Origin of the sequence: Thalassobacillus devorans, assembly GCF_900176565.1 — a bacterium.
GTDB classification, from domain to species: domain Bacteria; phylum Bacillota; class Bacilli; order Bacillales; family Halobacillaceae; genus Thalassobacillus; species Thalassobacillus devorans_A.
Map to the genome: position 1 here is coordinate 255,449 of NZ_FXEH01000004.1, position 25,384 is coordinate 280,832.

At 42.4% G+C, this 25,384-nt stretch carries 29 protein-coding genes and 1 pseudogene; 25 read left to right on the top strand and 5 right to left on the bottom strand.

Going from position 1 to position 25,384, the window contains the following annotated elements:
* Positions 1–51 precede the first annotated feature (51 nt).
* The 8 genes from B9Y67_RS03175 to B9Y67_RS03210 all read left to right on the top strand — a co-directional run bounded on the left by B9Y67_RS03175 (position 52) and on the right by B9Y67_RS03210 (position 5,963).
* Positions 52–597, top strand: a complete 546-nt coding sequence (locus tag B9Y67_RS03175; protein WP_085505328.1) for a P-loop NTPase family protein — start codon at positions 52–54, stop codon at positions 595–597.
* A 404-nt stretch (positions 598–1,001) separates the two neighbouring features.
* Positions 1,002–1,769 (top strand): nucleotidyltransferase domain-containing protein, encoded by a 768-nt coding sequence (locus B9Y67_RS03180; RefSeq protein ID WP_085505329.1) that lies wholly within the window; start codon positions 1,002–1,004, stop codon positions 1,767–1,769.
* A gap of 57 nt (positions 1,770–1,826) precedes the next feature.
* Positions 1,827–2,282 (top strand): NUDIX hydrolase, encoded by a 456-nt coding sequence (locus B9Y67_RS03185; protein WP_085505330.1) that lies wholly within the window; start codon positions 1,827–1,829, stop codon positions 2,280–2,282.
* A gap of 12 nt (positions 2,283–2,294) precedes the next feature.
* On the top strand, positions 2,295–2,999 hold the full coding sequence (locus B9Y67_RS03190; RefSeq protein ID WP_085505331.1) for a nucleotidyltransferase domain-containing protein: 705 nt from the start codon (positions 2,295–2,297) through the stop codon (positions 2,997–2,999).
* Positions 3,000–3,139: 140 nt separating this feature from the next.
* The gene (locus B9Y67_RS03195; protein WP_085505332.1) at positions 3,140–3,616 is read left to right on the top strand and encodes a GNAT family N-acetyltransferase; all 477 of its coding nucleotides are present in this window, start codon (positions 3,140–3,142) and stop codon (positions 3,614–3,616) included.
* 17 nt (positions 3,617–3,633) lie between these two features.
* Positions 3,634–4,194 (top strand): GNAT family N-acetyltransferase, encoded by a 561-nt coding sequence (locus B9Y67_RS03200; RefSeq protein ID WP_085505333.1) that lies wholly within the window; start codon positions 3,634–3,636, stop codon positions 4,192–4,194.
* 109 nt (positions 4,195–4,303) lie between these two features.
* Positions 4,304–5,323 carry a serine hydrolase domain-containing protein gene (locus B9Y67_RS03205; RefSeq protein WP_085505334.1) on the top strand — a complete coding sequence of 340 codons (1,020 nt, stop codon included), beginning with the start codon at positions 4,304–4,306 and terminating at the stop codon, positions 5,321–5,323.
* A gap of 19 nt (positions 5,324–5,342) precedes the next feature.
* The gene (locus B9Y67_RS03210) at positions 5,343–5,963 is read left to right on the top strand and encodes a hypothetical protein (protein ID WP_085505335.1); all 621 of its coding nucleotides are present in this window, start codon (positions 5,343–5,345) and stop codon (positions 5,961–5,963) included.
* A 185-nt stretch (positions 5,964–6,148) separates the two neighbouring features.
* Here the strand turns inward: B9Y67_RS03210 and B9Y67_RS03215 are convergent, their stop codons facing one another.
* Positions 6,149–6,694, bottom strand: coding sequence for a helix-turn-helix domain-containing protein (locus tag B9Y67_RS03215; RefSeq protein WP_085505336.1), 546 nt, complete (start codon positions 6,692–6,694; stop codon positions 6,149–6,151).
* Between the two features lie 149 nt (positions 6,695–6,843).
* Here B9Y67_RS03215 and B9Y67_RS03220 point away from each other — a divergent pair, with 149 nt between their 5' ends.
* Both B9Y67_RS03220 and B9Y67_RS03225 read left to right on the top strand, forming a co-directional pair.
* Entirely contained in the window at positions 6,844–7,629 is a 786-nt protein-coding gene (locus B9Y67_RS03220; RefSeq protein ID WP_085505337.1) for a dioxygenase family protein, read from the top strand.
* Between the two features lie 25 nt (positions 7,630–7,654).
* Positions 7,655–8,086 (top strand): DoxX family protein, encoded by a 432-nt coding sequence (locus tag B9Y67_RS03225; protein ID WP_085505338.1) that lies wholly within the window; start codon positions 7,655–7,657, stop codon positions 8,084–8,086.
* A 52-nt stretch (positions 8,087–8,138) separates the two neighbouring features.
* Here B9Y67_RS03225 and fdhD read toward each other — a convergent pair whose 3' ends face one another.
* Entirely contained in the window at positions 8,139–8,924 is a 786-nt protein-coding gene (fdhD, locus tag B9Y67_RS03230; protein WP_085505339.1) for a formate dehydrogenase accessory sulfurtransferase FdhD, read from the bottom strand.
* Positions 8,925–9,278: 354 nt separating this feature from the next.
* On the opposite strand from fdhD, the gene B9Y67_RS03235 reads away from it, so the two are divergent.
* From B9Y67_RS03235 to B9Y67_RS03245, 3 genes are all read left to right on the top strand, one after another.
* Positions 9,279–10,532 carry an L-lactate MFS transporter gene (locus tag B9Y67_RS03235; protein WP_085505340.1) on the top strand — a complete coding sequence of 418 codons (1,254 nt, stop codon included), beginning with the start codon at positions 9,279–9,281 and terminating at the stop codon, positions 10,530–10,532.
* A 58-nt stretch (positions 10,533–10,590) separates the two neighbouring features.
* Complete coding sequence (locus B9Y67_RS03240; RefSeq protein ID WP_085505341.1) at positions 10,591–10,947, top strand: Na-translocating system protein MpsC family protein; 357 nt, start codon at positions 10,591–10,593, stop codon at positions 10,945–10,947.
* A 129-nt stretch (positions 10,948–11,076) separates the two neighbouring features.
* A complete protein-coding gene (locus B9Y67_RS03245; RefSeq protein ID WP_085505342.1) occupies positions 11,077–13,437 on the top strand; it encodes an FdhF/YdeP family oxidoreductase in 2,361 nt (786 codons plus the stop codon).
* Between the two features lie 199 nt (positions 13,438–13,636).
* Here B9Y67_RS03245 and B9Y67_RS03250 read toward each other — a convergent pair whose 3' ends face one another.
* Positions 13,637–13,936: a DUF3243 domain-containing protein gene (locus B9Y67_RS03250; RefSeq protein WP_441007544.1), complete on the bottom strand. Its 300-nt coding sequence runs from the start codon at positions 13,934–13,936 to the stop codon at positions 13,637–13,639.
* 153 nt (positions 13,937–14,089) lie between these two features.
* Here B9Y67_RS03250 and cidR point away from each other — a divergent pair, with 153 nt between their 5' ends.
* The 4 genes from cidR to B9Y67_RS03270 all read left to right on the top strand — a co-directional run bounded on the left by cidR (position 14,090) and on the right by B9Y67_RS03270 (position 16,667).
* A complete protein-coding gene (cidR, locus tag B9Y67_RS03255) occupies positions 14,090–14,983 on the top strand; it encodes a cidABC operon transcriptional activator CidR (RefSeq protein WP_085505344.1) in 894 nt (297 codons plus the stop codon).
* A gap of 183 nt (positions 14,984–15,166) precedes the next feature.
* On the top strand, positions 15,167–15,700 hold the full coding sequence (locus B9Y67_RS03260) for an acyl-CoA thioesterase (RefSeq protein WP_085505345.1): 534 nt from the start codon (positions 15,167–15,169) through the stop codon (positions 15,698–15,700).
* Entirely contained in the window at positions 15,700–16,074 is a 375-nt protein-coding gene (locus B9Y67_RS03265; protein ID WP_085505346.1) for a hypothetical protein, read from the top strand. Before B9Y67_RS03260 ends, B9Y67_RS03265 begins: the two co-directional genes overlap by 1 nt.
* A gap of 116 nt (positions 16,075–16,190) precedes the next feature.
* Complete coding sequence (locus tag B9Y67_RS03270; protein ID WP_085505347.1) at positions 16,191–16,667, top strand: GyrI-like domain-containing protein; 477 nt, start codon at positions 16,191–16,193, stop codon at positions 16,665–16,667.
* 4 nt (positions 16,668–16,671) lie between these two features.
* On the opposite strand, the gene B9Y67_RS03275 is transcribed toward B9Y67_RS03270, so the two are convergent.
* On the bottom strand, positions 16,672–17,166 hold the full coding sequence (locus B9Y67_RS03275; protein ID WP_085505348.1) for a L,D-transpeptidase family protein: 495 nt from the start codon (positions 17,164–17,166) through the stop codon (positions 16,672–16,674).
* Positions 17,167–17,445: 279 nt separating this feature from the next.
* Here B9Y67_RS03275 and B9Y67_RS03280 point away from each other — a divergent pair, with 279 nt between their 5' ends.
* The 7 genes and pseudogenes from B9Y67_RS03280 to B9Y67_RS03310 all read left to right on the top strand — a co-directional run bounded on the left by B9Y67_RS03280 (position 17,446) and on the right by B9Y67_RS03310 (position 24,009).
* The gene (locus tag B9Y67_RS03280; RefSeq protein WP_085505349.1) at positions 17,446–17,634 is read left to right on the top strand and encodes a hypothetical protein; all 189 of its coding nucleotides are present in this window, start codon (positions 17,446–17,448) and stop codon (positions 17,632–17,634) included.
* Positions 17,635–17,691: 57 nt separating this feature from the next.
* Entirely contained in the window at positions 17,692–19,056 is a 1,365-nt protein-coding gene (locus tag B9Y67_RS03285; RefSeq protein WP_085505350.1) for a sigma-54 interaction domain-containing protein, read from the top strand.
* A gap of 231 nt (positions 19,057–19,287) precedes the next feature.
* Positions 19,288–19,983 carry a CoA transferase subunit A gene (locus tag B9Y67_RS03290; RefSeq protein WP_085505634.1) on the top strand — a complete coding sequence of 232 codons (696 nt, stop codon included), beginning with the start codon at positions 19,288–19,290 and terminating at the stop codon, positions 19,981–19,983.
* A 15-nt stretch (positions 19,984–19,998) separates the two neighbouring features.
* On the top strand, positions 19,999–20,673 hold the full coding sequence (locus tag B9Y67_RS03295; RefSeq protein WP_176223899.1) for a 3-oxoacid CoA-transferase subunit B: 675 nt from the start codon (positions 19,999–20,001) through the stop codon (positions 20,671–20,673).
* Positions 20,674–20,697: 24 nt separating this feature from the next.
* Positions 20,698–21,474, top strand: coding sequence for a 3-hydroxybutyrate dehydrogenase (locus B9Y67_RS03300; protein ID WP_085505351.1), 777 nt, complete (start codon positions 20,698–20,700; stop codon positions 21,472–21,474).
* Between the two features lie 16 nt (positions 21,475–21,490).
* Positions 21,491–22,668: pseudogene (locus B9Y67_RS03305) on the top strand (acetyl-CoA C-acetyltransferase).
* 54 nt (positions 22,669–22,722) lie between these two features.
* Positions 22,723–24,009, top strand: coding sequence for a GntP family permease (locus B9Y67_RS03310; protein WP_085505352.1), 1,287 nt, complete (start codon positions 22,723–22,725; stop codon positions 24,007–24,009).
* Positions 24,010–24,137: 128 nt separating this feature from the next.
* Here the strand turns inward: B9Y67_RS03310 and B9Y67_RS03315 are convergent, their stop codons facing one another.
* Positions 24,138–24,707 (bottom strand): hypothetical protein, encoded by a 570-nt coding sequence (locus B9Y67_RS03315; RefSeq protein ID WP_085505353.1) that lies wholly within the window; start codon positions 24,705–24,707, stop codon positions 24,138–24,140.
* Between the two features lie 204 nt (positions 24,708–24,911).
* On the opposite strand from B9Y67_RS03315, the gene B9Y67_RS03320 reads away from it, so the two are divergent.
* Entirely contained in the window at positions 24,912–25,361 is a 450-nt protein-coding gene (locus B9Y67_RS03320) for an Hsp20/alpha crystallin family protein (protein ID WP_085505354.1), read from the top strand.
* The last annotated feature ends 23 nt before the right edge of the window (positions 25,362–25,384 follow it).

The window sequence follows — 25,384 nt, forward strand, 5'->3', positions numbered from 1 at the left end:
GGCACGGCTGGAAGAGAAGTAAGCTTATGGATACATAAAGGAGAGATGACTATGAGGAGAATTATGGTGATTGGTGTTTCGGCAGGTGTGGGAAAGTCCACCTTTGCAAGTGAGCTTGGGGAAATTTTGCGGATAGATGTTTATCATTTAGATGCTTTGTACTGGAGGCCTAATTGGATTGAAGCACCATTCAAAGAATTCGAGGAAGCTCAGAGGGAAATTGCTGAACGGCAGACATGGATAATAGAAGGGAACTATAGTAAGACTTTTGGTGTGCGGGAAGATCGTGTGGATACTATCATTTATCTAGAGCTTCCGCGTTATGTCTGTCTTTATCGGGCACTGAAGAGATGGGTGACGAACATTGGAAAGACAAGGCCAGATATTGGTGCAGGCTGTAAAGAAAAAATGGAGTGGAAGTTTCTGAAATATATAGTTACTACCTATAAAGAACGCAAAAGAAAGATGTATAAACGGTTTAAGCTCTGGCACTCGTCAGGTAAGGAGGTCATTGTATTGAAAAATAAACAAGAGATACATTCTTACCTGCAAGATTTAAAAACCAAACAAAACCAACCCCATAAACAGTTATCTTGACGATGTTATCGCAACATCGTTTTTATTTTTGTAAATAATCAATGTTCGAAATAATTTTTTACTTTCCAATGTAAATTGTATTTAATATAGGTGTTCAACTTTGCCGCTAAGAGCTTGGCATCCTGGTAATCTTCAAAAACCTTATCTGTATGATCAAGTGGATTTTTTAATGTCTCGTTTTGTTGTGCAGTATTTCTAACAAGTTTATACATCTATTCACTCCCTTTTTCTAACTTATGTTCAATGTTTGTATAATATAAGTATAATTCATTTAAATGAAAAAGCAAATGGAAGACCTTTAAACTCGGTCTCTTTTTTCCAGAACAATATTTCATATTGAAACTGAAGAAAATTAAAGGTACAATGACGTAATCTTTTATTTCAGAAAAAGGGGGGGAAAGCATGTGAGGCAGGAAAGAGCAGTGCAAAAGATTGTTGACAGCTTAAAGAGGGATTCTGCTGTTCAGAGTGTTTTTCTGAAAGGTTCGATGGGCCGGCAAGAGCATGATGAACATTCTGATATCGATTTATACTGTATGGTTAAGAAGGAAGAGGAAAAGTCGTTTCTTTCCCGGCGTTTGGACCACCTTACTTCCTATAGGGAAATCATTTTTTATGATGATATTTTTATTATTGCGCCACAGATAATAGCTGTTTACGACGACTGGCTGCATATCGATTTGTTTACGGTAACAGAAGAAAGCTTTCAGAATAAAGATTATTTCACCGTATTATATGATCCTGAGAATACTATGAAGAAATTTGAAGCAGATCAGCACCTGACTTTACCAAAAGAAGAATTCCATGACCATGTCCTTGATGTGGCCTGGTTTCTCTTTCAATATAAAAAAGCCTCCGAGCGGAGGAATGATACGTGGGCCGTTGAAATGTTGAGGCAGGTGATGAGACACCTTTCCTATGTCGTCTTACATAGATATGTACCGGACAGGGCAATGTTAGGGCTGAAAGCTTTACCAAAGTCTTTACCTGCTAAAACATACCAGGAGATTAAAGATATCTATGAATATATGACTCCTTATTCGCATCGTACTGCCGTGAAGAAAATTGCTTGTTTTTTGAATAAAGAACAAAGCGAGATTGAAACAATCATAAAGGAAGAAAAACAAACAGTTGACTTTCTGAATCGAATGGTTGATGCTTTTGACGAGTGAAAGAATGCCTTAGACGTTTCTACTCTCAGGCCCAAAGATAGAAAAGGAGTTGTTCCTATCTCGGACTATACGAAGGACATTAGAAAATTAATTGGGACCCGCCCATTGATACTACCGGGGTCTACCATTCTCGTTTTCAATGATGCAGAAGAACTGCTTCTTCAGCATCGTTCCGATACGAAAGAATGGGGGCTCCCGGGAGGCAACATGGAACCCGGTGAGAGTTTACAAGAAACCGCAGAACGGGAGCTGTTTGAAGAGACCGGCTTACAAGCCGAGTCGTTACGATTCCTGTCTGTATTATCCGGTGAAGAATACTATTTCAAGTATCCTAATGGCGATGAAGTCTATAATGTGATCGGTGTCTACCAGGCTATCCACCCATATGGAGAATTGACGATGGATGATGGAGAGAGCTTGGAACTAAAGTATTTTTCTACAACAGCCTTGCCCAAAAATATGGATGATCGGGCAAGAAAAATCATAGAACAGACTATATTGCGAGACAGCTGAAAGGAGAAGTAGATGAAGCCTATTGATGCAGCTTACAAATTTATTGAGGCTCATTTCCCTGATTGTCAGGCTGCTTTATTAGCCGGGAGTATTATCCGTGGTGAAGCTACCGAAACATCTGATTTAGATATTGTTATTTTTGATCAGGAAATATCCGCTTCTTATCGACAGTCTTTCCTTGAATCTGGCTGGCCGATTGAAGTTTTTGTACATAACATGATATCCTATAAAGATTTTTTTAAGAGTGATTGCGAGCGGGCAAGGCCTTCCATGCCACGAATGGTTTCAGAAGGTATCATTCTTAAGGATAATGATGTCATCCAGGGGATCAAACAAGAAGCTGATGCTTTGTTAGATAAAGGACCAGAAACTTGGAGTGAGGACACTATCACAACGAAGCGCTACTTTCTTACGGATACACTCGAGGATTTCATCGGTGCTTCTGACCGGGGAGAAGCATTGTTCATTGCCAATGAGCTGGCTTCATTGGCGAGTGAATTCGTTTTACGAACGAACAAGCAGTGGATCGGTAATTCCAAATGGACAGTAAGGAGCCTGAAAAATTACGATGAAACTTTCGCCGGAGAGTTCATCCAGGCTTTCGACAAGTTTTATACAACTGGTGTAAAAACAGATATTCTATGTTTAGTTGACAGCATTTTAGAGCCATTCGGAGGACGATTTTTCGAAGGATTCACTATAGGGAAGCATAAATGATCATTTTTAATTACACGCCTAACTGATGGTAGGCGTTTTTTTATTGCCAAAAATATTGTGTTAATCTTCTGAATTTGAAATAATTGGATAGAACTTTTCTTTCATGGAAATTTATACTGCTTTTAGAAAGAAGGAGAAAGATGGACGTTCGTGTAGAAACAGCCACCTTGGATGATGCCTCGGCTATTTATGAAATTCAGGTTGAGGCATTTACCCCGTTATTAGAAAAATATAAGGATTATGATACCAATCCTGCAAATGAACCCCTCGAACGAGTGGTATCCAGAATAAACAACCCAGATGGCGATTTCCATAAAGTTTTATATGAAAACGTACTGATAGGTGCTATTTATGTGTTCTGGAAAGAAGAAGAGTATTGGATCAGCCCGATGTTCATTTTGCCAGCTTATCAAGGAAAAGGTATAGCTCAACAGGCTCTTTATGCAGTCGAGCGTTTATATCCGGATGCGGCTAGCTGGGAGTTGGCGACCATATTGGAAGAAGAACGGAATTGTTACTTTTATGAAAAAGCAGGATACAAAAAGACAGGAATCATCGAACGGTTGAATCAGTATACAACCATAGTCTTTTATAAAAAACGGTGGATAACCAAATGAGGAGCAAATAACTTATCATGATAGAACTAGTTGGAGACAAGATTACATTGACAGAAGCAACAACCAGACACATAGACGAGTTGTATTATTGGAAATTCGAGGAGAAAGAACAAGCAGCTAAAAAGTGGAACGGCCCCTATATCCCAGAACCGGAAATGACTATGGATGAGTATCGAGAAAGCTGGGAAATGAACTACTTTATCACAGGTCGAGTACCAAACACGCTGGTCATTTTGGCAGGAGACAAATTGATTGGAACGGTCGGCTCCTATTGGGTTGATAAAAATACCGATTGGCTGGAGACCGGTATCGTCATTTATGACAAGCGTTACTGGAATGGCGGTTGTGGAACCGAAGCATACAAACGCTGGATCAGTTATTTGTTTCAGGCTACGGACATTCACCGGCTTGGTATGTCTACATGGTCCGGGAATGGGAGGATGATAAAAGTTGCAGAGAAGATTGGCATGAAAGAAGAAGCGAGAATCAGGCAGGCCCGTATGGTTGGTGGAGCTTATTATGATGCGATTAAGATGGGGGTTCTTAGAAAAGAATGGGAGTCTCTTTTTAGAAGCTAGAAAGGTTCTATCAGGTTGATGGCTGGCACCTTTGTTTATAATCCTGTGTATGACGAGCATAAAAGAGATCAATCCAGGGTCAGTTGAATCTATTATAGGGGGAGTTAGGATGGGAAGAAGTGATTGGGACAGTCTGATTAAAAAAGAAGGTAGTAAAAATGACTTTTCAGGTGTTATCTACATGAAGAAAGAGAGTGAAATAGTAGGAGAAGCGGCTTATGGGTATGCGAACCGGTCCGAAAAGTTTGCTAATACTATTCACACACGGTTTGGCATAGCTTCTGGCTGCAAACTGTTTACCGCAATTGGTATTTGCCAATTAGTCGAGAAAGGACTCCTGTCTTTTCAATCCAAATTGCATGACTGCCTGGATATAGATTTTCCGCATTTTGATAGAAACATAACCATTCATCATCTATTGACACATACATCAGGAATTCCAGATTATTTCGATGAAGAGCTCATGGATGACTTTGAAGCGTTATGGCAAGAACGACCCGTGTACACCATGAAATCCTCGCGTGATTTTCTACCTTTATTTCAGAATAATCCGATGAAATTCAACCCAGGAGAAAAATTTCACTATAACAATGCCGGCTTTATTTTATTAGGGTTAGTCATTGAGGAACAGACAGGTAAAAAATTTACTGACTTCATAGAAACGGAAGTCTTTCAGCAATGTGGTTTGAAAGATTCCGGCTATTTTCCCATGGATCACCTTCCTTCTAATACTGCATTAGGATACATAGATGATGAAAAAGGAGAAACATGGCGGACAAACATTTACTCTATACCTGCTATCGGTGGGGCTGATGGAGGTGCCTTCAGCACAGCTCCCGATATGATTAAACTCTGGGAAGCACTTTTCAGCTATCAATTGGTGAATAGAGAAATCACTCAAATACTGCTGACTCCCCAAGTATGTGTAAAGGACGATGTTCATTATGGATATGGATTATGGATTAATAAGAAGAAGGAGGATATATTTAAATATCATGTGATGGGGTACGACCCTGGAGTAAGCTTTCATTCTGCTTTTTATCCAGCCTTGGATATAAAAATGGCTATTACTTCCAACAAGGAATCAGGGCCTTTTGAGGTTATGAAAACTATGGAAGAACATTTCTGATAGACAAAGGAGGAATTCTTTGCGTAAAGTTTATACACTTATTTTTATTATGGTTATTGCCGTCATTAGTTCCAGCTGTGAACAGGCTACGAGCAAACAGGCAACGATCGCTAAGGCAGAGGATTCAAAATATGCGGCGACATTTGAAGAGTTGAGTATGGGTATGTTATGGAGTTTTGAATTCTATTTACCCGATGCAGATAAACGATGGGTGAATGTGTGGGTGGAAAGGTATCGGGATGGAGAAAAGGACCCTGACCCAGTCACGCAATTGTCCTACGGAATGAGCCCGAATGAAGTGGATGAGGGTAATCTTGGACTTGCGATAATAAGCCCTGAGCTAAAGCAGCCCTCAATTTTCTTATATGCCCCTGGGGTAACGCAATCAGCCAAAAGAATGGAAGAAGGTTTCAATGAAAACTTAGCAAGTGCGTGGGGGTATGGGCTAGGGGATGAAAAATTGGAGCTGGGACTAGGTGAAACGGTGACGCTTGGAGGATACAGGCAAGCTTCCACAAAAGATTCTATTAAAGTCCAGGACTTTTCCAGTGAAGCATCGATCGAAGAAATGATTGATAAGGATCATCTCGTTCTTTTGCTTAAAATGAAAATAGAAGAAAAAACAGATTTAGAAGAATGAGGCAGCGAGGCGCTGCCTCTTTTATTTACTTTAAGAAAATTTAACTTTATTAAAGGGTTAAAGTATAAGAAAAGACTAAGGCTTTCGCCATAAGTACTTGGCGACAAGCAAAGTTTTCTAATTGGAAAGAGAATGAGTGAAAAATAAAATTTTGGCGGGGCCACCCAACACAACTTCGCCAAGCATTATAGCATGTCTTCGAGCTCCGTGTCCGTATACTGTGCGATCAGTACGACCGCCGTTTCATCCTCGTTATTCTTCACATAGTGAGGGACGGAAGCATTCCAACTGAAAGAGTCTCCTTCTCCCAGGGTGTAACAATCCTCTCCCTGTTGTGCATAAATCTTCCCACTTAATACGAGGTGGACCTCTTCCCCATTATGGGAATGGCCTTCTGCTGTAGAGGCTCCAGGAGGAATTTCCACCCGTTTCATTTTAAGTCCGCCTTTAGAGGTTAAATGCTCGACCTTCAATTGATCTTTATTATGAGTCGTCACTCGGCGCTCATCTTTTCTAACTACGTTCATACGCTGATTTTTTTCTAATAACAGGTAGGGAAGCGGTATTTCTAAGAAATTAGCCACTGTCTGCAATGTAGAAATCGAAGGGGATGTATTGTTATTTTCCATATTGCTGATAAATCCTTTCGACAGTCCAGTTCCCTCACTCATTTTGGCGATCGTAATCTTTTTTCTTTGCCTGATTGTTCGAATAGTGGATCCTATATCCATGGTCATTCACTCCGGTTGTTTTCTTTTATGAAACATATATCTATATTAACAAAAAAACAGTTGACATTCCAGAGGGCTCGTTGTTAATATATATGTAACTAATATTCATATTAGGAAACAAAACAGTGAAGGGGAGGTGAAGTAACGATATGATGCCGTCTTATTTTGTAGCGCATGGGGCACCGTTACTTGCCCTTGAAGATAATCAGTACACAAGTTATTTGAAAGAATTAGGGGAAGCATTGCCGAAGCCGAAAGCGATTGTACTTTTCTCAGCTCATTGGGAATCAGGTGTTCAGCAGGTAGGCGATGTAGAAGAATACCGTACTATTTATGATTTTGGAGGGTTTTCGGAAGCTCTATATCAAATTGAATACCCTGCCAAAGGATCTCCAGATGTAGTAAAAAAAATAAAGGAAGCTTTTGCACAGCAGGAGATACCTTATGAGGTTGATAAAACAAGAGGATTGGATCATGGGGCCTGGGTGGTTCTGCGTATGATTTATCCAGCAGCAGATGTGCCGGTGGTTTCTATGTCGGTCAATCCCCATTTGACCCCACAGCAGCAATATGAAATCGGGAAGGCTCTGGCTCCCTTAAGAAAAGAGGATGTATTGATTATAGGAAGTGGAGGCACTGTCCATAACCTTGGAGTTGTTAAGCTGCATCAGGACAACGGACAGACAGATGCCTGGGCAGTGGAGTTTGATGACTGGCTGGAAGAGCAAATGACCAAGTGGAATATTGAATCCTTATATAATTATAAAAAAGAGGCTCCTGCCGTTGATTTAGCAGTCCCTCCTTATGGAAATGAGCATTTTATCCCGATTTTTTATGCGATGGGAGCGGCCGATGAGGAAAGAAGCGCTAAATTAACTCATAGAAGCTACCGATATGGAAACCTAAGTCACAGTGTCTGGCAATTTGGGAAATAATAAAAATTACAATGGGGGAATAATTATGAATAGTAAATATGCATGGAGTCAAGTAATCTTACGTGTTGTATTGGGGCTTACGTTCTTTATCCATGGGCTTGTTAAGTTTCAGGACGGAATAGGCAATACGGCTGGCTGGTTTGATAGTATTGGATTACCTGGATTTCTCGCGTATGTGGTAGCCTTTCTTGAATTAGCTGGTGGTCTGGCAGTATTGTTTGGATTAGGTACTAGAGTCATTTCAGGTCTATTTGTAGTATTAATGGCAGGAGCAATTTTGAAAGTGAAGCTTGCAGCAGGCTTCCTGGGAAATGGCCAAGGAGCAGGGTATGAGCTTGATTTGGTGTTGCTCGCCATGTCACTTTACTTCCTGATTAACGGAAGCAAAAACTTTGCACTGGATCAGGTATTATTCAACTCCAATGAGGGAGATAGTGAAACATACCGTTCTGCATAAAAAAAAAACAAAGCCTGGTACTCATTTAATTGATGCCAGGCTTTGTTAAATTTTACATGGTAATACGTTCAGGGTGTGAATATACGTTGAAGGAGCCGCCACGAATGAATCCGACAGCCGTGATGTTCAAGTCATGTGCTAAATCAATCGCTAAATCAGTTGGCGCTGATTTAGACAAAACGATTCCTACTCCAATCTTCGCCGCCTTTGTCAGGACCTCCGATGAAATCCTTCCGCTGAAAACAAGCACCTTATCACGTACAGAAATTTGATTCAACAGGCAATGACCATATAATTTATCCAGTGCATTGTGTCTGCCAATGTCCGCACGTCCGACAATCATTTCATCGCCCGTACAGATTGCCGCATTATGAACACCTCCGGTACCTTTGAAGACATGACTGGTTGCCTGCATCATCTTCATTAGTTTAATGCATTGGTCGGCAGTTATCGTTGTTTTTGAGGTGGAGGTTTTGGTGGTTTGGACATCATTTTGAAAATAAAATTGTCTGCTTTTTCCACAGCAGGAACCGATAAACCGCTTGGAAAAATCACGCTGGGTATTGATTTTGCCTTCAATTTCAATGTAGGCAAAGCCTTGCTCTTCATCAATTTGAAAATTTTTGATTTCACGTCGGAAACGGATGACACCTTCAGAGGCCAGAAATCCGATCACCATTTCTTCCAGGTGTGCCGGAGTACAGACCATTGTTGCGAATTCTTCTTCATTTATATAAATCGTCAATGGAAACTCAGTGACAATATCATCTTCCACTTGTGAAAATTCTCCCTGATCATATCTTGTAATTGTTCTCTTGATACTTTTTTGGTCTCTCACTTACCTCACCTCATTTGGAAACGCTTGAAAAATTCTCGTTATTAAAATATACCGAGTCTCACAAAGAAAATACAAGCAATAAGAATCGGTAAATGTAAAATTCAGAAAAAACAATTGAAATTTCAGCAAAAAACCGCTATCATAATTTATGTTCATAAAATTGTAACATTTAAGATGCGAGATAGCGATCCTGTCATCGATTTTAAATGCCGTCAACTATTGTAAACGATTACTTTGGTGTGCAAGTAGTGAACCTGCTTGGAACTAACACGTCGTCATTTACTTTTGCATGGGAAAATTCTGCAAAAGTAAAGTGAGGGCGTTTTTTTATTTTTATAAAGGGAGTGAAATAGTTTGGAAAAAACAAAAAATCGTTGGCTGATTGCGTTAGCTGCTGTAGGGATTCATATTTCTATCGGCTCCGTTTATGCCTGGAGTGTGTTTACGAATCCATTGATCGAGGAGTATGGCTGGAGTCTTAGCAGTGTATCGCTGACTTTTAGTATCGCCATTTTATTTCTAGGGTTATCGGCAGCATTTATGGGACATTTCGTGGAAAAATACGGGCCCCGCAAATCAGGAATGGTGGCAGCCAGTTTCTTTGGTGTTGGAATGGTTGGTTCCGGTTTGGCTGCTACGTTGGAATCACTTTGGTTTTTATATTTTACATACGGTGTTTTGGCTGGAATCGGGCTTGGAATTGGGTATATTACCCCTGTCTCCACATTGGTAAAATGGTTTCCTGATCGCAGGGGATTAGCCACAGGTCTTGCGATTATGGGATTCGGCTTCGCAGCGATGATCGCAAGCCCTGTGATGGCGAATTTGATTGATTCTGTTAGTATTCCAGCTACCTTTTTTATCTTAGGTGCTACCTATTTTGTCATCATGATGGCATCAGCTGTTTACTTGGAAAAACCACCAGAAGGATATATGAAAGAGTTCAGTCAGGACAAAAAGAAAACTCCGGACCTTTCTCAATTGACTGCCAATGAAGCAGTCAAAACACGCCGGTTCTGGTATTTATGGGTTATGCTGTTTATCAATGTCACATGCGGAATCGCGATACTGTCTGTGGCTTCCCCGATGGCGCAGGAAATTGCCGGACTTAGTGCTGCAGCAGCAGCGACAATGGTAGGTCTGATGGGATTTTTCAATGGTGCAGGCCGGATAGCCTGGGCATCAATTTCTGACTATATTGGGCGTCCGAATGTATACACAACGTTCTTTATCATTCAAGTTGTTGCATTCTTTGCGCTTCCCGGCATTACTCATGCCATCCTGTTTCAGGTAGTCGTTTTCTTAATAATCACATGTTACGGCGGAGGTTTCTCATCTATCCCAGCCTATATCGGAGATTTGTTTGGAACCAAGCAGTTAGGTGCTATCCATGGTTATATTCTGACCGCATGGGCTGCAGCTGGTCTGGCCGGACCAATTTTGGCTTCCTGGATCAGGGAAGTGACGACCAGCTATGCTTTGACCTTATCAATTTTTGGTACTATGTTTGTGGTAGCACTGATTGTTTCACTGATCATCCGCATCGATATTAAACAGTTGAAGCAAGCACAAGGTTCCACGGCTTCTGCACAGAAACTTTCTAGTTGATTTTTGGCGTCCGTCCTACTACTATTTAAGAAGTATTATAGAAAAGGTTGAAGCAACGATGAGTAAATATGAAGCTGAGTTCAGTAATCTAGTAAAAGCCTTTCGGAAACGGCATATGGGAAAAGGACCGAGTAAAATCAGTACCACCTTTTGCAAGAACTGGGCCATATGCGAGATGGAAGGCAACTTGTCACCTGTAGAAAAGTTTATCGCCAATGAGGACGAGGGCAAGCAAATGGTTCGTGCAGCCCGTACGGAAATGGTCAAAAATATGTACCGGCAAAATCACCCGGTGGAAATGGAAGAATTCCTGCAGTGTGATTTCGTCGATTTGTTTGTGGATATCGATATAGAAAAAGACTTCGGGATGTCGATTTTCGTTTTCAGTGAAGATCTAGAAAAGAAATTTTCATAATAGAATGGTTTGGTACTTCACAGCGCCCCTGTAAAAGGCTTAACCACCATACCTCCAAGATGTTGCAAAGCTCAATGGAGATATGGTGGTTTTTTGTTTATATGAATCTAAATAGTAAGGAGAATACATATGGGACAAACGAAACATAATGGACCGATGAAAAAATCTAAAATACCTGCACCGGAGCACTGGGTGAGCCCAATCCCGTTCGGACTGGGAAAGATAAAGCCTAAGCATATCCGTGATACGATGAAAGTCGCCTGGGATAACAAGGATAACTTAAACTATGCTAAGAACATCATTACCAAAGGAGTGTGTGATGGCTGCGCATTAGGCGTTTCCGGTCTTTACGATCAGACATTGACCGGGCCGCATATTTGTACGACACGATTGAATGTGCTTCGTTTAAATACAATGCCAGCTATTAAAGAAGAGATCCTCCATGCCGATATAGAGGAACTTCGGCAGTATTCCAGTACAGAGTTAAGGGAGCTTGGCAGGATTCCGTACCCGATGATCCGCAGAAAAGGGGAGCGAAAGTTTTCCCGTCTGACATGGGATGATGCCATGGACATGATTGCAGATAAGATGAAAGCTCTGGACCCGAAGCAGTATGCTTTTTACCTCACCTCCCGTGGGATCACCAATGAATCTTATTATGTAGCGGGAAAAGTAGCCCGTTTTCTTGATACCAATCATATCGATAACGCTTCCCGTATTTGTCACTCGCCGAGTAAGACCGCATTAAAGCGTTCGGTGGGGGTAGGTGCTTCAACGGCGAATTACCAGGACTGGATTGGCACAGATGTCCTGTTGTTCTGGGGTAGTGTTGCCTCCAATAGTTCGCCAGTTTCGACTAAGTATATGCTCGAAGCAAAGAAAAAGGGGACAAAAATCATAGTTATCAATCCATACCGTGAGCCGTCGATGGATAGATACTGGATTCCATCCAATCCAGAGTCGGCTTTGTTTGGAACTAAAGTAGCTGATGATTTTTATCAAATCAATATTGGCGGGGACATTGCTTTCATGCATGGGATTATGAAGCACTGGTTCGAAATGGAAGAAAAGCAGCACGGTGCTGCTATCAACCATAAATTTGTTGATGAGCATGTTAATGGATTTGACGAATTAAAACAGCAGGTTATCTCCCTATCCTGGGATGCCATCACCGAATCTTCCGGGGTTTCAAAAGCACGTATTATCGAACTTTCCGAACTGCTTGCGAATAGCAAAAATGCTGTTTTTGCCTGGGCGCTTGGTTTGACAATGCATTCCTTTGCAACGGATAACATTTCCCAGGTAGCGAACCTGGCGTTGCTTCGAGGTTTTCTTGGACGAGAACATAATGGCTTAATGCCTTTCCGTGGTCACTCCAGTGTCCAGGGAAGTGGTGAAATGGGTGCTGATCCTTTTGTACTTCCTGGCGGGGATTTCAAAGGTGATCATATTGACAGAATCGAAAAGCTATGGGAATTTGAACTTCCTGAATGGCAGGGAGATGTCGTCGGTGTGACACTTGAAAACATCCTGCTCCCAGATGATCATGAACGGAAAATCAAGCTGTACTATCTATCTGGTGGGAATTTCCTAGAAACCATGCCGGATCCTGGTTTTGTAGAGCAAGCATTAGCGGAGCTTGATATCCGTGTCCATCAGGATATCATCCTGAATACTTCCACACTTGTCGATGCGAAAGAAGCGGTGATTGTATTGCCGGCTAAGACACGATATGAACAGGAAGGCGGCGGTACATCTACTTCTACAGAACGGATGGTTTATTTTTCACCGGAAATTGAAGGGAATAAAAATAAAATCGAAGAAGCTCGCACCGAATGGAAAATTTACATCGATCTCGCTAAACGCGTCAAACCCGAATCTGCTCATTTGGTCGACTTTAAGGATGGTCAGGCCGTCCGTGAAGAAATCGCTAAAGCCAACCCGAATTATGATGGCATTCAGCATTTAAAAAAACAGGGGGACGTCTTCCAATGGGGCGGAGCCTGGTTATGTGAAGGTGGCGTTTGCCCGACGCCGGACGGGAAAGGGAGCCTGATTCCAGTAGAAATACCTGATTTGAACAAGAAGCCGGGTGATTTTTATCTGACAACACGCCGAGGCAAACAGTTCAATTCAATGGTCTACAAGGAGACCGACCCGATTAATGGAGCTGAGCGTTATGATGTCCTGATCAATCGTGAGGATGCGGATGATAATCGGATACATGATGGAGAAGCAGTGGTTTTATATAACCAGTACGGAATTTTTCAAGGAAGAGCCAAGTTTGCCAGTATCGCGAAAGGAAACCTTGGCGTCCATTTCCCAGAAGGGAACTTCTTGTTACCAAAAGGCCGCTATGAACAGTTTGCTAAAATCCCAGACTATAATATTGGTGTAAAAGTGGAGAAGGCAGAGAAATTCAATGCCAGAAAAGACACCCAGTATTTGGAGAGAAAAATTGATGATTTAGAAGATACACCTGGGGCCTGATGAAATGACCTCGGCAGGATAACAAATCCTCGCCGGGGTTTTTTATTATTTTGTGAAAAAGAGTGAAAAAACGGAGTTATGAGCGGATTTTTCTCTTTGTGATCAAAAAGATGTATTTACGATCAATAAGCAGACAGGTGCAAAAAAAGGGCTATCCCAGAAGTCTCTGAAAGACTTTGGGAACAGCCGTCTGCTAAAATTAGTTGGTTGAATCGGCAAGCTTTACAAGAACATGCGCCATATGCTTCCGTTCTTCTTCGTCGGCAAACTTCCAAAGTTCATTCAGCAATTTTTCTTCGCGTTTTCTTGGATCTTCGTTTTTAGCAAGGTAATCACCCACACGCTTGGCGCCTTTCGTAAGTCCCTCTTCGCCAAGTCCAAGCTTTTCACCTTTATTAACCTGGTCACCTAAATAATCCTTGAAGTTCTGGAAATTCTGCATGATGTCGTCTTTTTTATCTTCACTCATATTAGCTGCTGCGTCACGAGGATCTTTCACTATATCAAGCTCCTTTTCCATGTAATGGTAGACAATACCACTTTCCAGCAAAGTTGAAACATTTGCATTATTCGAAAAGAGCAGCAGATTTACATAAGAAAATAATTATCTTAAAGTAATACTATAACTATCGAAAAGAATAAAGGTGAAACCATGGATATCCGACATTTGAAGTATTTTATAGAAGTATCACGGTTCAGCAGTTTTACACGAGCTGCTGATCATTTATTCGTCACACAGCCGACAATCAGTAAAATGATAAAAAACCTGGAAGAGGAACTTGGCGTTGAACTGTTCGATCGCTCCAGAAAACAGCTGGTGCTAACCGATGCAGGACGAGTAATACTGGATCAGGCTCAAACCATTGATAAAGCGTTTGACAACCTGCAGACAGAACTGGATGATTTGATCGGTTTACAGAAGGGACACATTAGAATTGGACTGCCGCCAATCATGGATGCCGACCAATTTATCCGTATTCTGGGAGAGTTTCACCAGCTTTATCCTAATATAACGTTTCAGTTAATAGAGAACGGAACAAGAAAAATTGAGGAAGATATCATTAACGATAATCTTGATGTCGGAATTGCAGTGCTGCCGACAGAGGAAGAAGAGTTTCACCATTTTTCTTTTATGAAGGAAGAGTTGCGGGTGGTTGTGCCGACATCTCATAAACTCGCTTCCAGGAAGCAAATTAAACTGGAAGAATTGAGTGAGGAATTATTTATTCTCTTCAATAAGGATTTTGCGCTGAATGAACGTATCAGATCAGCTTGTAAGGAAGCAGGATTTCTCCCTCAGGTGGTCTCAGAAAGTTCGCAATGGGATTTCATCGGAAAAATGATTACAGCTGATTTGGGAATCTCGATTTTGCCATATAGTGTGTCAAAGTTGTTGAAAGAAGACGTCCGTATTATTAAAGTTGTAAAACCAGTGATTGAGTGGGACCTGGCTATTATATGGAGGAAAAATCATTATTTATCTTTTGCCACAAAAGAATGGCTCAAGTTCACTCAAGAGCGCCTGATGGAGGACACCTCTGAATAAGAGGTGTTTTTTAATGGACGTATGTGGCATTAACTATGGCTTTAGCGCATGGATGAAAGCATTTGCATAGATTTTGTCTATCCAATCCATGATAAATATCCATTTCACTTATAGGAGCGCCAGGCTTAGACTTGGATTATCAAACGTTTGAGAATTACCACATCACAGAAGGGGTTATGAAGTATGACTGAAACAAAGAGTCCAAAAGAGAGCCTGATTGTAAATACCGATCAAGTGATGATCAACGATTTAAATAATTATAATACACTGTTCGGCGGTGTATTAATGAAAAAATTAGATAATAACGCTACTTTATCTGCGCGAAGGCATGCACGGGCAAAAGAATGTGTGACCGCTTCAACGGATTCTATTGACTTCCTTCATCCGATTCACCAGACAGATTCGGTGTGTGTGGAATCCTATGTTTCCTACACTGGCAACAAGTCGATGGAAATATTCTGCAAAGTCATTGCTGAAGATATGATTACCGGGGAACGAAAGATGGCAGCGACTGCTTTTCTCACCTTTGTAGCATTAGATGAGAACAAACAACCGATCAAAGTGCCAGAGATTGTTCCCGAATCGGAAGAGGAAAAGTTTTTATATGAATCCGGAAAAGAACGTGCGGAACGACGGAGAAAACGTAAAGAACACAGTAAAGAACTGACACGGATGATCGGCTTAGAGAAACCATGGGAAAAAGGAGTGGAACTATAATGGCATACATGCTGGCTGGGTTGAATGATTTGTATGAGGCGAAGGAAGATTTAGAGGTATTGAAACAGGAGTACCCGGAGTTAAGCGAACAGCTGGTTCATGTGGTCAGCCTTACGAGACAGATGCAATTAAAATATGGATATATGGGATCTTTGTTAAGAGATGAAGATCTCCCGGAATATGAGCCGAAGTATTTGAGAGGGTCAATTCTTCATCTTTACCAGCAAGAGGTGAACAAACTGAAAGAAAATCCTTCAATCGAAAAATTAATAGATATCATGAGGAAGTATAAAAGTATCAATGATTCCAAGTTGTTTTTACTGACACTTGGTGCCAAGCCCGAGCTGCTTCAAGGCTCTACTATAATAAAATAAAGAGTGAAAAATCCAGCAGAATGCGATCTGCTGGATTTTTTATTCTTTTTGTAGAAATTGGAAGGGAACTGGCGGGAAATGTCTAATGTTATTAAAGAACAGAGGAGGATGCAAATATGGAATATAATATTGTAACACTTCCCGAATATCGTGGAGTAGGCTTGAAATGGGAAGGGGCATATGCTGAAGTCAGTACATTGAAAGAAACCATTTACCATATGAAAGACAGGGCTAAAGAGCTCGAGGAAGCTGTTGATCGCAACCTTCAACTGGGATTGTCCTATCATCTCAGACCTGATGGATTCACCCATTATTCTGTCTATGAAGTCAATAAAAGTCAGCAGATTCCTGCAGGTATGATTGAAATAATTATTCCTGAACTGACTTATTTACATGTCTATCATGAACGGGGGAGGGACATTGGTGAAACGTACACACAAATTTATAGTTGGTTCAAAGAAATTAACTATAAACCTTATAAGGATGAACGTAAATATTACGATGAGCTTCCGATTAAGCATGAACGCTATCCAGCTGATCGTGATTTAAGCGATCCTCATTTTGATATCTTAATACCTGTGGTAAAACGGTGACAGGTTAGGGATGGATGTATACGCCTGTTCCGATAGGGATCGTGCGAGCCAGTTCTTCGACATCCTTGTTATACATTCGGATACAGCCACGAGAGACTGCTTTTCCAATGGAGCTTGGATCGTTGGTGCCATGGATGCCATAATGTTGTTTTGACAGGCTCATCCACATGGTACCGAATGGTCCTCCCGGATTTGGGGCTTTATTGATGACTACATAATTTCCGATAGGAGTACCATGAAGTATCCTGCCTACCGCGATCGGATATTGTTTTTGCAAAACACCATTCCTTAGTAAGCGAAGTGTTCGGTTATTGAGTGAAATATCAATGCTATAAGGAATGGATGCCGGGTTAGGTAAGCCTGGGATATTAATCGCTTGACCGGGGTAGATGAGGTCAGGATTGATTGTTGGGTTAACCTGAATGATTTGAGCCAATGGCTTCCGGTAATCACGGGAAATCTGTGTCAGCGTTTCACCTGGTTTGACAGTATGGATCATAGGTTGCCACCTCCGTGATAGTTTCTTCTATATTATGTGTTTCACTGTGGTTGGTGAGTATGTAACTTGAAATGCAGGTTTATGAGACAATTTATTAATATACGAGACAATCTATATCCTTTGAGAGGAAAAAGAGGAAGTAAGAGAGACAATATTAAAATTATATGAGACACTTTCGAGAATAAGAGAGACAAATTTTAAAAAAAGAGAGAATTAGCAGCTGGATAGGAGACAAATCAACGACGAACCTTACCAGCGGGTTCAAAGGGGGAGAAGTTTATGAACAATGTATGGAATACCATTTATATGATTATATTAGGCGTGGTGGCTGTTTTCACAGGAGAAATCGTAACTTTTATTATGCTCGGGTTTGTACTGGTCACGTTGAATAACATACATACTACGCTGAAAAACATTTATAAAGTGACAGCGGATCCAGAAGCTCGTAAATATTGGGAGGTGGATTGAAATCGCTCTCATGGTAAAATAGACAGCAAAGAGATTTTACATCAGGAGCGTGGATGAATGCTTGATATATTAGAAGATTACCGGGATGGAATATTAGAGACGATTTTCGGTAATGTCAATCATAGTATTGTCGTCGTGGATCGCAATGGTTTTGTTTCTTATATGAATGATAGTTATTGTGATTTTCTCGAAGTAGATAAAGAGGGTGTCCGCGGGAAGCATGTAACCGATGTGATAGAGAATACCAGGATGCATATCGTTGCGGAAACAGGAAAAGAAGAACTTGCGGACCTGCAGTATATCCGCGGTAATTATATGATCGCCCATCGGATTCCGCTCCGTGCAGATGGAGAAGTGGTCGGTGCGCTCGGTATGGTGCTGTTCCGGGATACGGAGGAATGGCTGAAGCTGAACAGTCATATCAAAGATTTGTTCCTGGAGCTGGAAACGTACCGGAATCAGATGAAAAAATTGAACGGAGTTTCCTATTCGCTGCATGATATCATCAGCAATTCTTCCGAGATGCACATATTAAAAGATAAAATTAAAAAAGTGGCTCCAGGAGATGTGTCTGTGCTGCTGCGTGGGGAGAGCGGGACAGGAAAAGAGTTGTTTGCGCACAGTATCCATCACTTGAGTGAACGCAACACCAAACCATTCGTCAAGGTGAACTGTGCGGCCATTCCAGCTGACCTTCTCGAATCAGAGCTGTTCGGCTACCAGGAAGGTGCTTTTACTGGTGCCAAGAAAGGCGGCAAGCCAGGAAAGTTCCAGATGGCAGACGGCGGAACACTTTTCCTCGATGAAATTGGGGATATGCCTCTTCAGGCCCAGGTGAAAATTCTTCGCGTCCTGCAGGAAGGAGAAGTCGAAGCAATCGGATCGGTTCATCCACAGAAAGTTGATGTACGGATTATTGCTGCGACCAACCAGCCCCTCGAGGAGTTAATAGCACAACAGAAGTTCCGGGAAGATTTATTTTACCGGATAAATGTTGTCCAGATTGATATTCCCCCACTTCGGAAACGACCGGAGGACCTCCGGGTGCTGGCAAAATATTTGCTGGAAAAGGTGACCGAGCGGATAGGCAAACGGGTCGTCGATTTTGAACCGGAGGTGTATGAATGCTTCCTTGAGTATCACTGGCCAGGTAATGTCCGCGAGCTGGAAAACGTGATCGAAGCAGCTGTTCACCTGACGAGCAATGAAATGATTGAACTGGATGATCTGCCGGATCACATTAAGCCGGACGCACTGTTAGTGGATGAGGATCGAAGCTTGAAGGCGATCATGGAAACGGCAGAGCGCCAGGCGATTGAACGGACATTGAAAAAAGTCCACGGAGACAAAGGGAAAGCGGCTACAATGCTTGGAATAGGAAAATCAAGCCTGTATGATAAAGCAAAAAAATATAATCTATAAACCATTCCGAAAATTCGGAAATACCATTCCGAGATTCTGGAATGGTTTCTTTTTTGTTCTGCTAGAAAGGGTTTTCATTATTATGATGATAGGATTACAGTTAACTTTCCAAAAATCCGCAATTTAATTGTCAGCGCTTTCAATTGAATGCCCTTTCATAATTGAATTTCCATTCATATTAAAAGTTGGCACGCTTCTTGCATTATTAAACGGTGAAGGGAGTGTAGTATGATGAAAACTATTTATACATCATTTGAAGAAGCAGTAAAAGATATCAAAGATTACTCAACAATCATGGTTGGAGGGTTTGGACTTGTAGGGATCCCGGAGAACCTGATTTTGGCATTAGTAGAATCAAAGGTGAAGCATTTGACGGTGATTTCCAATAACTGTGGTGTGGATGACTGGGGACTTGGATTGCTCCTTGAAAATAAGCAGATCGATAAAATGATCGGCTCTTATGTCGGTGAAAATAAAGAATTCGAACGCCAGGTGCTCGCGGGAGAACTGGAAGTGGAACTGACTCCACAAGGGACGTTGGCGGAACGTATCCGTGCCGGCGGTGCCGGAATACCGGCTTTTTATACACCAGCAGGCGTAGGTACACCGATTGCGGAAGGGAAAGAAGTGCGAAATTTTGATGGAAAAGACTATCTGATGGTGACAGGTTTGAAAGCGGATTTCAGCCTTGTCCGTGCTGCCAAAGGCGATCGACTTGGAAACCTTGTCTATAATAAAACGGCTCGCAACTTCAATCCTGAAATCGCAGCAGCCGGTACGACGACGATTGCAGAAGTGGAAGAGCTGGTAGACGTCGGCTCATTGGATTCAGATAACATCCATACACCTGGTATTTACGTACAGGGATTAATCGAAGGCAAACAGGAGAAGCGCATCGAACGTCTGACATTGAGAAAAGAAGCATAATAGGAGGGAAACATCATGGCAGTGAACATGGATAAAGCACTAGTAAGAGAAAAAATTGCAAAACGAGCAGAGCGCGAAATTGAAAACGGTTTCTACGTCAACCTTGGTATCGGGATGCCGACAATGGTAGCCAACTACATCCAGGAAGATAAAGAGATTGTGCTGCAGTCTGAAAATGGATTGGTCGGTATCGGTCGCTCCCCATACGAAGAAGAAGTTGATCCAGACTTAATTAACGCAGGTAAAGAGACGGTAACTGCGGCTCCTGGAGCATCTTACTGCAGCAGTGCAGAATCTTTCGCGATGATTCGCGGGGAGCATCTGGACCTTGCCATCCTTGGCGGAATGGAAGTCTCAGAAACTGGTAACCTGGCAAACTGGATGATTCCCGGAAAAATGATTAAAGGCATGGGCGGTGCCATGGATATTGTACATGGTGCGAAGAAAATCGTTATCATCATGGATCATGTTAATAAACACGGCGAGCCGAAGATTCTTAAGGAATGTACATTGCCACTTACAGGTGAAGGCGTTGTAGACCGTATCATCACCGACCGTGCCGTGATCGATGTGACGGATGAAGGGCTTCTTTTAGTGGAAGTCGCAGAAGGATGGACAGTAGATGAAGTAATTGATTCAACTGGTGCAGAGTTGAAGGTCAGCGAAAATCTATTATCGGCAACATTTTAATTTTTTAGCAGGGGGATGAAGTTAATGGTAGATAACAAAGTAGTTTTCATTACAGGAGCGGCCAGTGGTATTGGCCACGAAATCGGAGTAGAGTTTGCCAAAAACGGCGCTAAAGTAGCTTTTAGTGATATCAACGAAGAAAAATTGCAGGAAGCTGTGAAGAAGCTTAGTGATGAAGGATATGAGTGCATCGGCGTTAAATGTGATGTAACGAAAGAGGAAGAGTTGCAGCAGGCAATCGACCAGACGGTAGAAAAATATGGACGTCTTGATGTGTTGATTAATAATGCTGGTCTTCAGCACGTAGCATCCATTGAGGATTTTCCAACGGAAAAATTTGAGTTCATTACAAAAGTTATGCTGGTGGCACCGTTTATGGCTACCAAGCATGTCTTCCCAATCATGAAAAAACAAGGCTTTGGCCGTATTATTAATATGGCTTCCATCAACGGATTGGTCGGTTTTGCAGGTAAATCTGCTTATAACAGCTCCAAGCATGGCGTCATCGGTCTGACAAAAGTTACCGCATTGGAAGGCGCGGAACACGGTATCACCGTGAACGCCGTTTGCCCAGGCTATGTTGATACGCCGCTTGTCCGCAACCAGCTGGAGGACCTGGCTGACAACCGGAACGTCTCGTTAGAAAAAGTATTGGAGGAAGTCATCTATCCATTAGTGCCACAAAAACGTCTGCTCCAGGTTCAGGAAGTAGCTGATTATACATTATTCCTCGCCAGTGATCAGGCAAAAGGTGTTAATGGGCAGGCAGTGGTTATCGATGGCGGCTATACCGCTCAATAAAAGGAGGAAAGCCAATATGGAAAACGTTTATATTTTAGAAGGTGCACGAACAGCATTTGGAAGCTTCGGAGGTTCACTGAAAGATGTTGACCCGACGGATCTTGGGGTGACGGTCAGCAAAGAAGCGATTAAGCGAAGCGGCATAACACCTGAGAATATTGATTTGACGGTGATGGGGAATGTCATCCATTCCGCGAATAACGCCCCATATATGGTAAGGCATATTGCATTAAAATCCGGTGTGCCGATGGAAAGCCCGGCGCTTACGGTCAATAGACTGTGTGGTTCCGGATTGCAATCTGTCGTATCAGCAGCCCAGTCCATCAAGCTCGGGGAGGGCAAAGTCGCCTTGACTGGCGGGGTGGAGAATATGAGCCAATCGCCATATGCCATGCGTGGCAGCCGTTTCGGTACTAAGCTTGGCACACCGAAAGTCGATGACATGCTGTGGGCTGCCTTGACAGACGAATATATTGGCAAAGGCATGGGTGTAACAGCTGAGAATCTTTCAGAGAAATACGAGATTTCAAGGGAAGATCAGGACGCCTATGCATCAGAAAGCCACAAACGCGCAGCTGAAGCTCGCAATAGCGGTAAATTTGAGGAAGAGATTGTACCAGTTGAAGTAAAATCCCGTAAAGGAACTAAAGTTGTCGACACGGATGAACATATTCGTGAGGACACGACGCCTGAAGGGCTGGCAAAGCTAAAGCCTGCCTTCAAAAAAGAAGGCACCGTCACTGGCGGAAATGCAAGCGGTATCAATGATGGGGCTGGAGCTGTTGTACTCGCCGGTGAAAGTTTTGTAAAAGAAAAGAACCTGAGCCTCTCGCGAAAATTGTGTCATGGGGCGTAGCGGGGGTCGATCCAGCATACATGGGCATCGGGCCAGTGCCAGCCATCAAAAAAGCATTGGAGCAAACGGACCTGTCACTGGATGACATCGGTTTGATCGAGGTCAATGAAGCGTTCGCCGCTCAGTACCTGGCTGTAGAAAAAGAACTTGGGCTGAATCGTAACAAAGTAAACGTCAATGGTGGTGCCATCTCACTTGGTCATCCAATTGGTGCAAGCGGCACTCGTGTCTTGTATACCGTCATTAAAGAACTGAAACGCAGAAACGAAAAATACGGCATTGCGTCCTTGTGTATCGGGGGAGGCCAGGGCATCGCCATGCTTGTAGAAATCGTATAACGACAGAAATAAAAGAGGTTTGGGAGAAACTATTCAACTAGTGGAGGAATCAACATGTTTGGAATATTATTAGGTCTCATCGTGTTGATGGCACTGGCCTATCTTGGCTGGTCCATCATCTGGGTGGCCCCGATTGCTGCAGGAGTCGTAGCGGTCACGGGCGGTCTCGATCTGTTAGACGCCTATAAAGATACGTATATGGGCGGATTCGTTGATTTTGCTAAAGCATGGTTTCCTGTCTTCATGCTTGGGGCTATTTTTGGAAAACTGATGGAAGACACCGGCATGGCCCGGTCCGTCGCTGTCGCATTGACAAAACTGATTGGAACAAAGCGCGCTATTCTTGGAGTGCTGGCATCTGCAGCGGTTTTGACTTACGGGGGCGTCAGCTTGTTTGTCGTCGTTTTCGCCGTCTATCCACTGGCACTATCCTTGTTCCGTGAGGCGAACATCTCTAGAAAACTTATCCCGGCAACCGTCGCGTTAGGGGCGTTTACCTTTACGATGACAGCCATTCCGGGAACACCGCAGATTCAGAACCTGATCCCGATGCAGTATTTCCAGACAGACGCTATGGCAGCGCCTGCGATGGGGATTATTGCTGCTATCATCATGGCGGTCGGAGGATATTTTTATTTAAGGTGGCAGGAAAAGAAACTGACCAACAGAGGGGAAGTTTTCACCGAGCCAAATGATAAAAATATGATGGAAGTGGAAGAAGAGGACGATCCGAACTTCCTTCTTTCTGTACTTCCACTATTAACTGTACTTATTACATTGAATGTATTTGGCTGGGATGTTGTCGCAGCGTTGATCGCTGGTATCTTGTTGATCATGGTATTGAATCCAGGTAAATTCAAACGCTTCATTTCATCGATGAACAAAGGGGCAAACGGATCTGTCATCGCTATCATCAATACGAGTGCTGCGGTCGGTTTCGGTACGGTTGTTCGTGAAGTGCCAGGATTCGAACGGCTGACAGAATTACTGATGGGAGTCAAAGGCCATCCACTCATTTCAGAAGCGATCGCTGTAAATATTTTAGCCGGTGCTACCGGTTCCGCATCTGGGGGGATGGGGATCGCGTTGGAAGCACTTGGTTCTAAGTATTATGAAATAGCACAAAACACGGGCATCAGTCCGGAAGCCTTTCACCGGATTGCATCCCTGTCATCAGGAGGTCTTGATGCGCTGCCGCATAATGGCGCAGTACTGACGTTGTTCGCAATAACCGGGATGACCCATAAAGACAGTTATAAAGACATTTTCGTTGTAGCCGTCCTTATTCCAATCATCTCTGTTGCGTTTGTTATCTTGCTGGCATCAATTGGGATTTTATAAAAGACGAGAACCAGACCTTACGCTTTTGCGCCCGGCCTGGTTCTTTTTTCATGGTAATGGTGTTTGGCAATGGCAAAATTTCTGAATACAAAAAAGCAGAAGGGATCTCTCCCTCCTGCATAACTTATTTAGCTTAATTCCGAACTCATATTTACTGGCAGCAAGCCTGCCTCTTCATAAACACTGTCCAGTTTTTCCTGGAATTGGTCAAAGTTTTCTTGTGCTCCTGATAAGTCCGCTTCTGCAGGTGCTTCTTCTAATGACCTTTGTGCTTCCTCATAATAAGCTTTCAGTGAATCAAGCGCACTCTTGTAATCCTCTTTCATGTTATCAGGTAATTCCTCACTGACTTCAAAGCTTTCTACCGCGCTCACAGCTTCTCCTGCTGCAGCTTGCGCTTCCTCACCAGCTGCCTGCAATTCTTCATCCTCTGGCTGATTTTCTTCATCCGCTTTCATAGCTTCGTAGCCAGCAATCTTTGAATGGTACGGGCGAAGCTCCTCAGCAAGGTTCATTTGAGTCTTAAGTAAAGCGGATTTAACTGCTTTTTCATCTGCTTCACCATTATTTTCAGCGCTTTCATTTTCTTGTGCTTCCTGACCGTTAGATTCATTTTCCTCGTCTGCGCCTGATTGAGAACAACCAGCTGCTACAAGGGCGATGAGTAGTCCTGTTATTAGAAATAATTTTTTCAACATCCTTATCTCCCCTTCCATCTCTAGCATTGTCATTTTATAGGAAAATAATTGAATGGTAAATACAATTGGTTATAATAGTAAAATTGGAAATAATCAGTATTTTCACTTCGGGTTTTGCTTGCGCCCAATTTACCTGGTTAGCTGGTACAATTCCGCCCATATAACATAACTTGTTAGTAAGTAAAGAATAAGGGGGGGTGACCGATGGGCTCAAAGAAAAACAACCTACCAAATTTGTTCGATGAAAGATTTTACGATTTCCTCCGCTCCGTTGATACCTTATTCGATAAAACGATGAAACAGCTGAAGCCTTTCTTCCATTCAGCAACAATCCCTGTAAACATCCAAGAAACTAAAACAGAAGTTATCGTAAAAGCGGAGCTCCCGGAATTTGATAAAGACCAAGTGAGAGTAGAAATATCAGGAAATCAATTGTGGATACTTGCAGAGAAAAAGGAAATCATCGAAACAATCGATGAAGCTAACAATCATTACCATAAAGAACAGTCCGTACACACAGCAGAGCAATCTATTACATTGCCTTTTTTGATTTCACAAGAAGAAACTTCCACTTATTTTGAGAATGGCATATTGACAATCGTGACTCCAAAAAGGAAACGTATGGAGTTGCCGAGTGATTATTTCTGGATGTAAGGAAATGGATGAAATTTAACTGG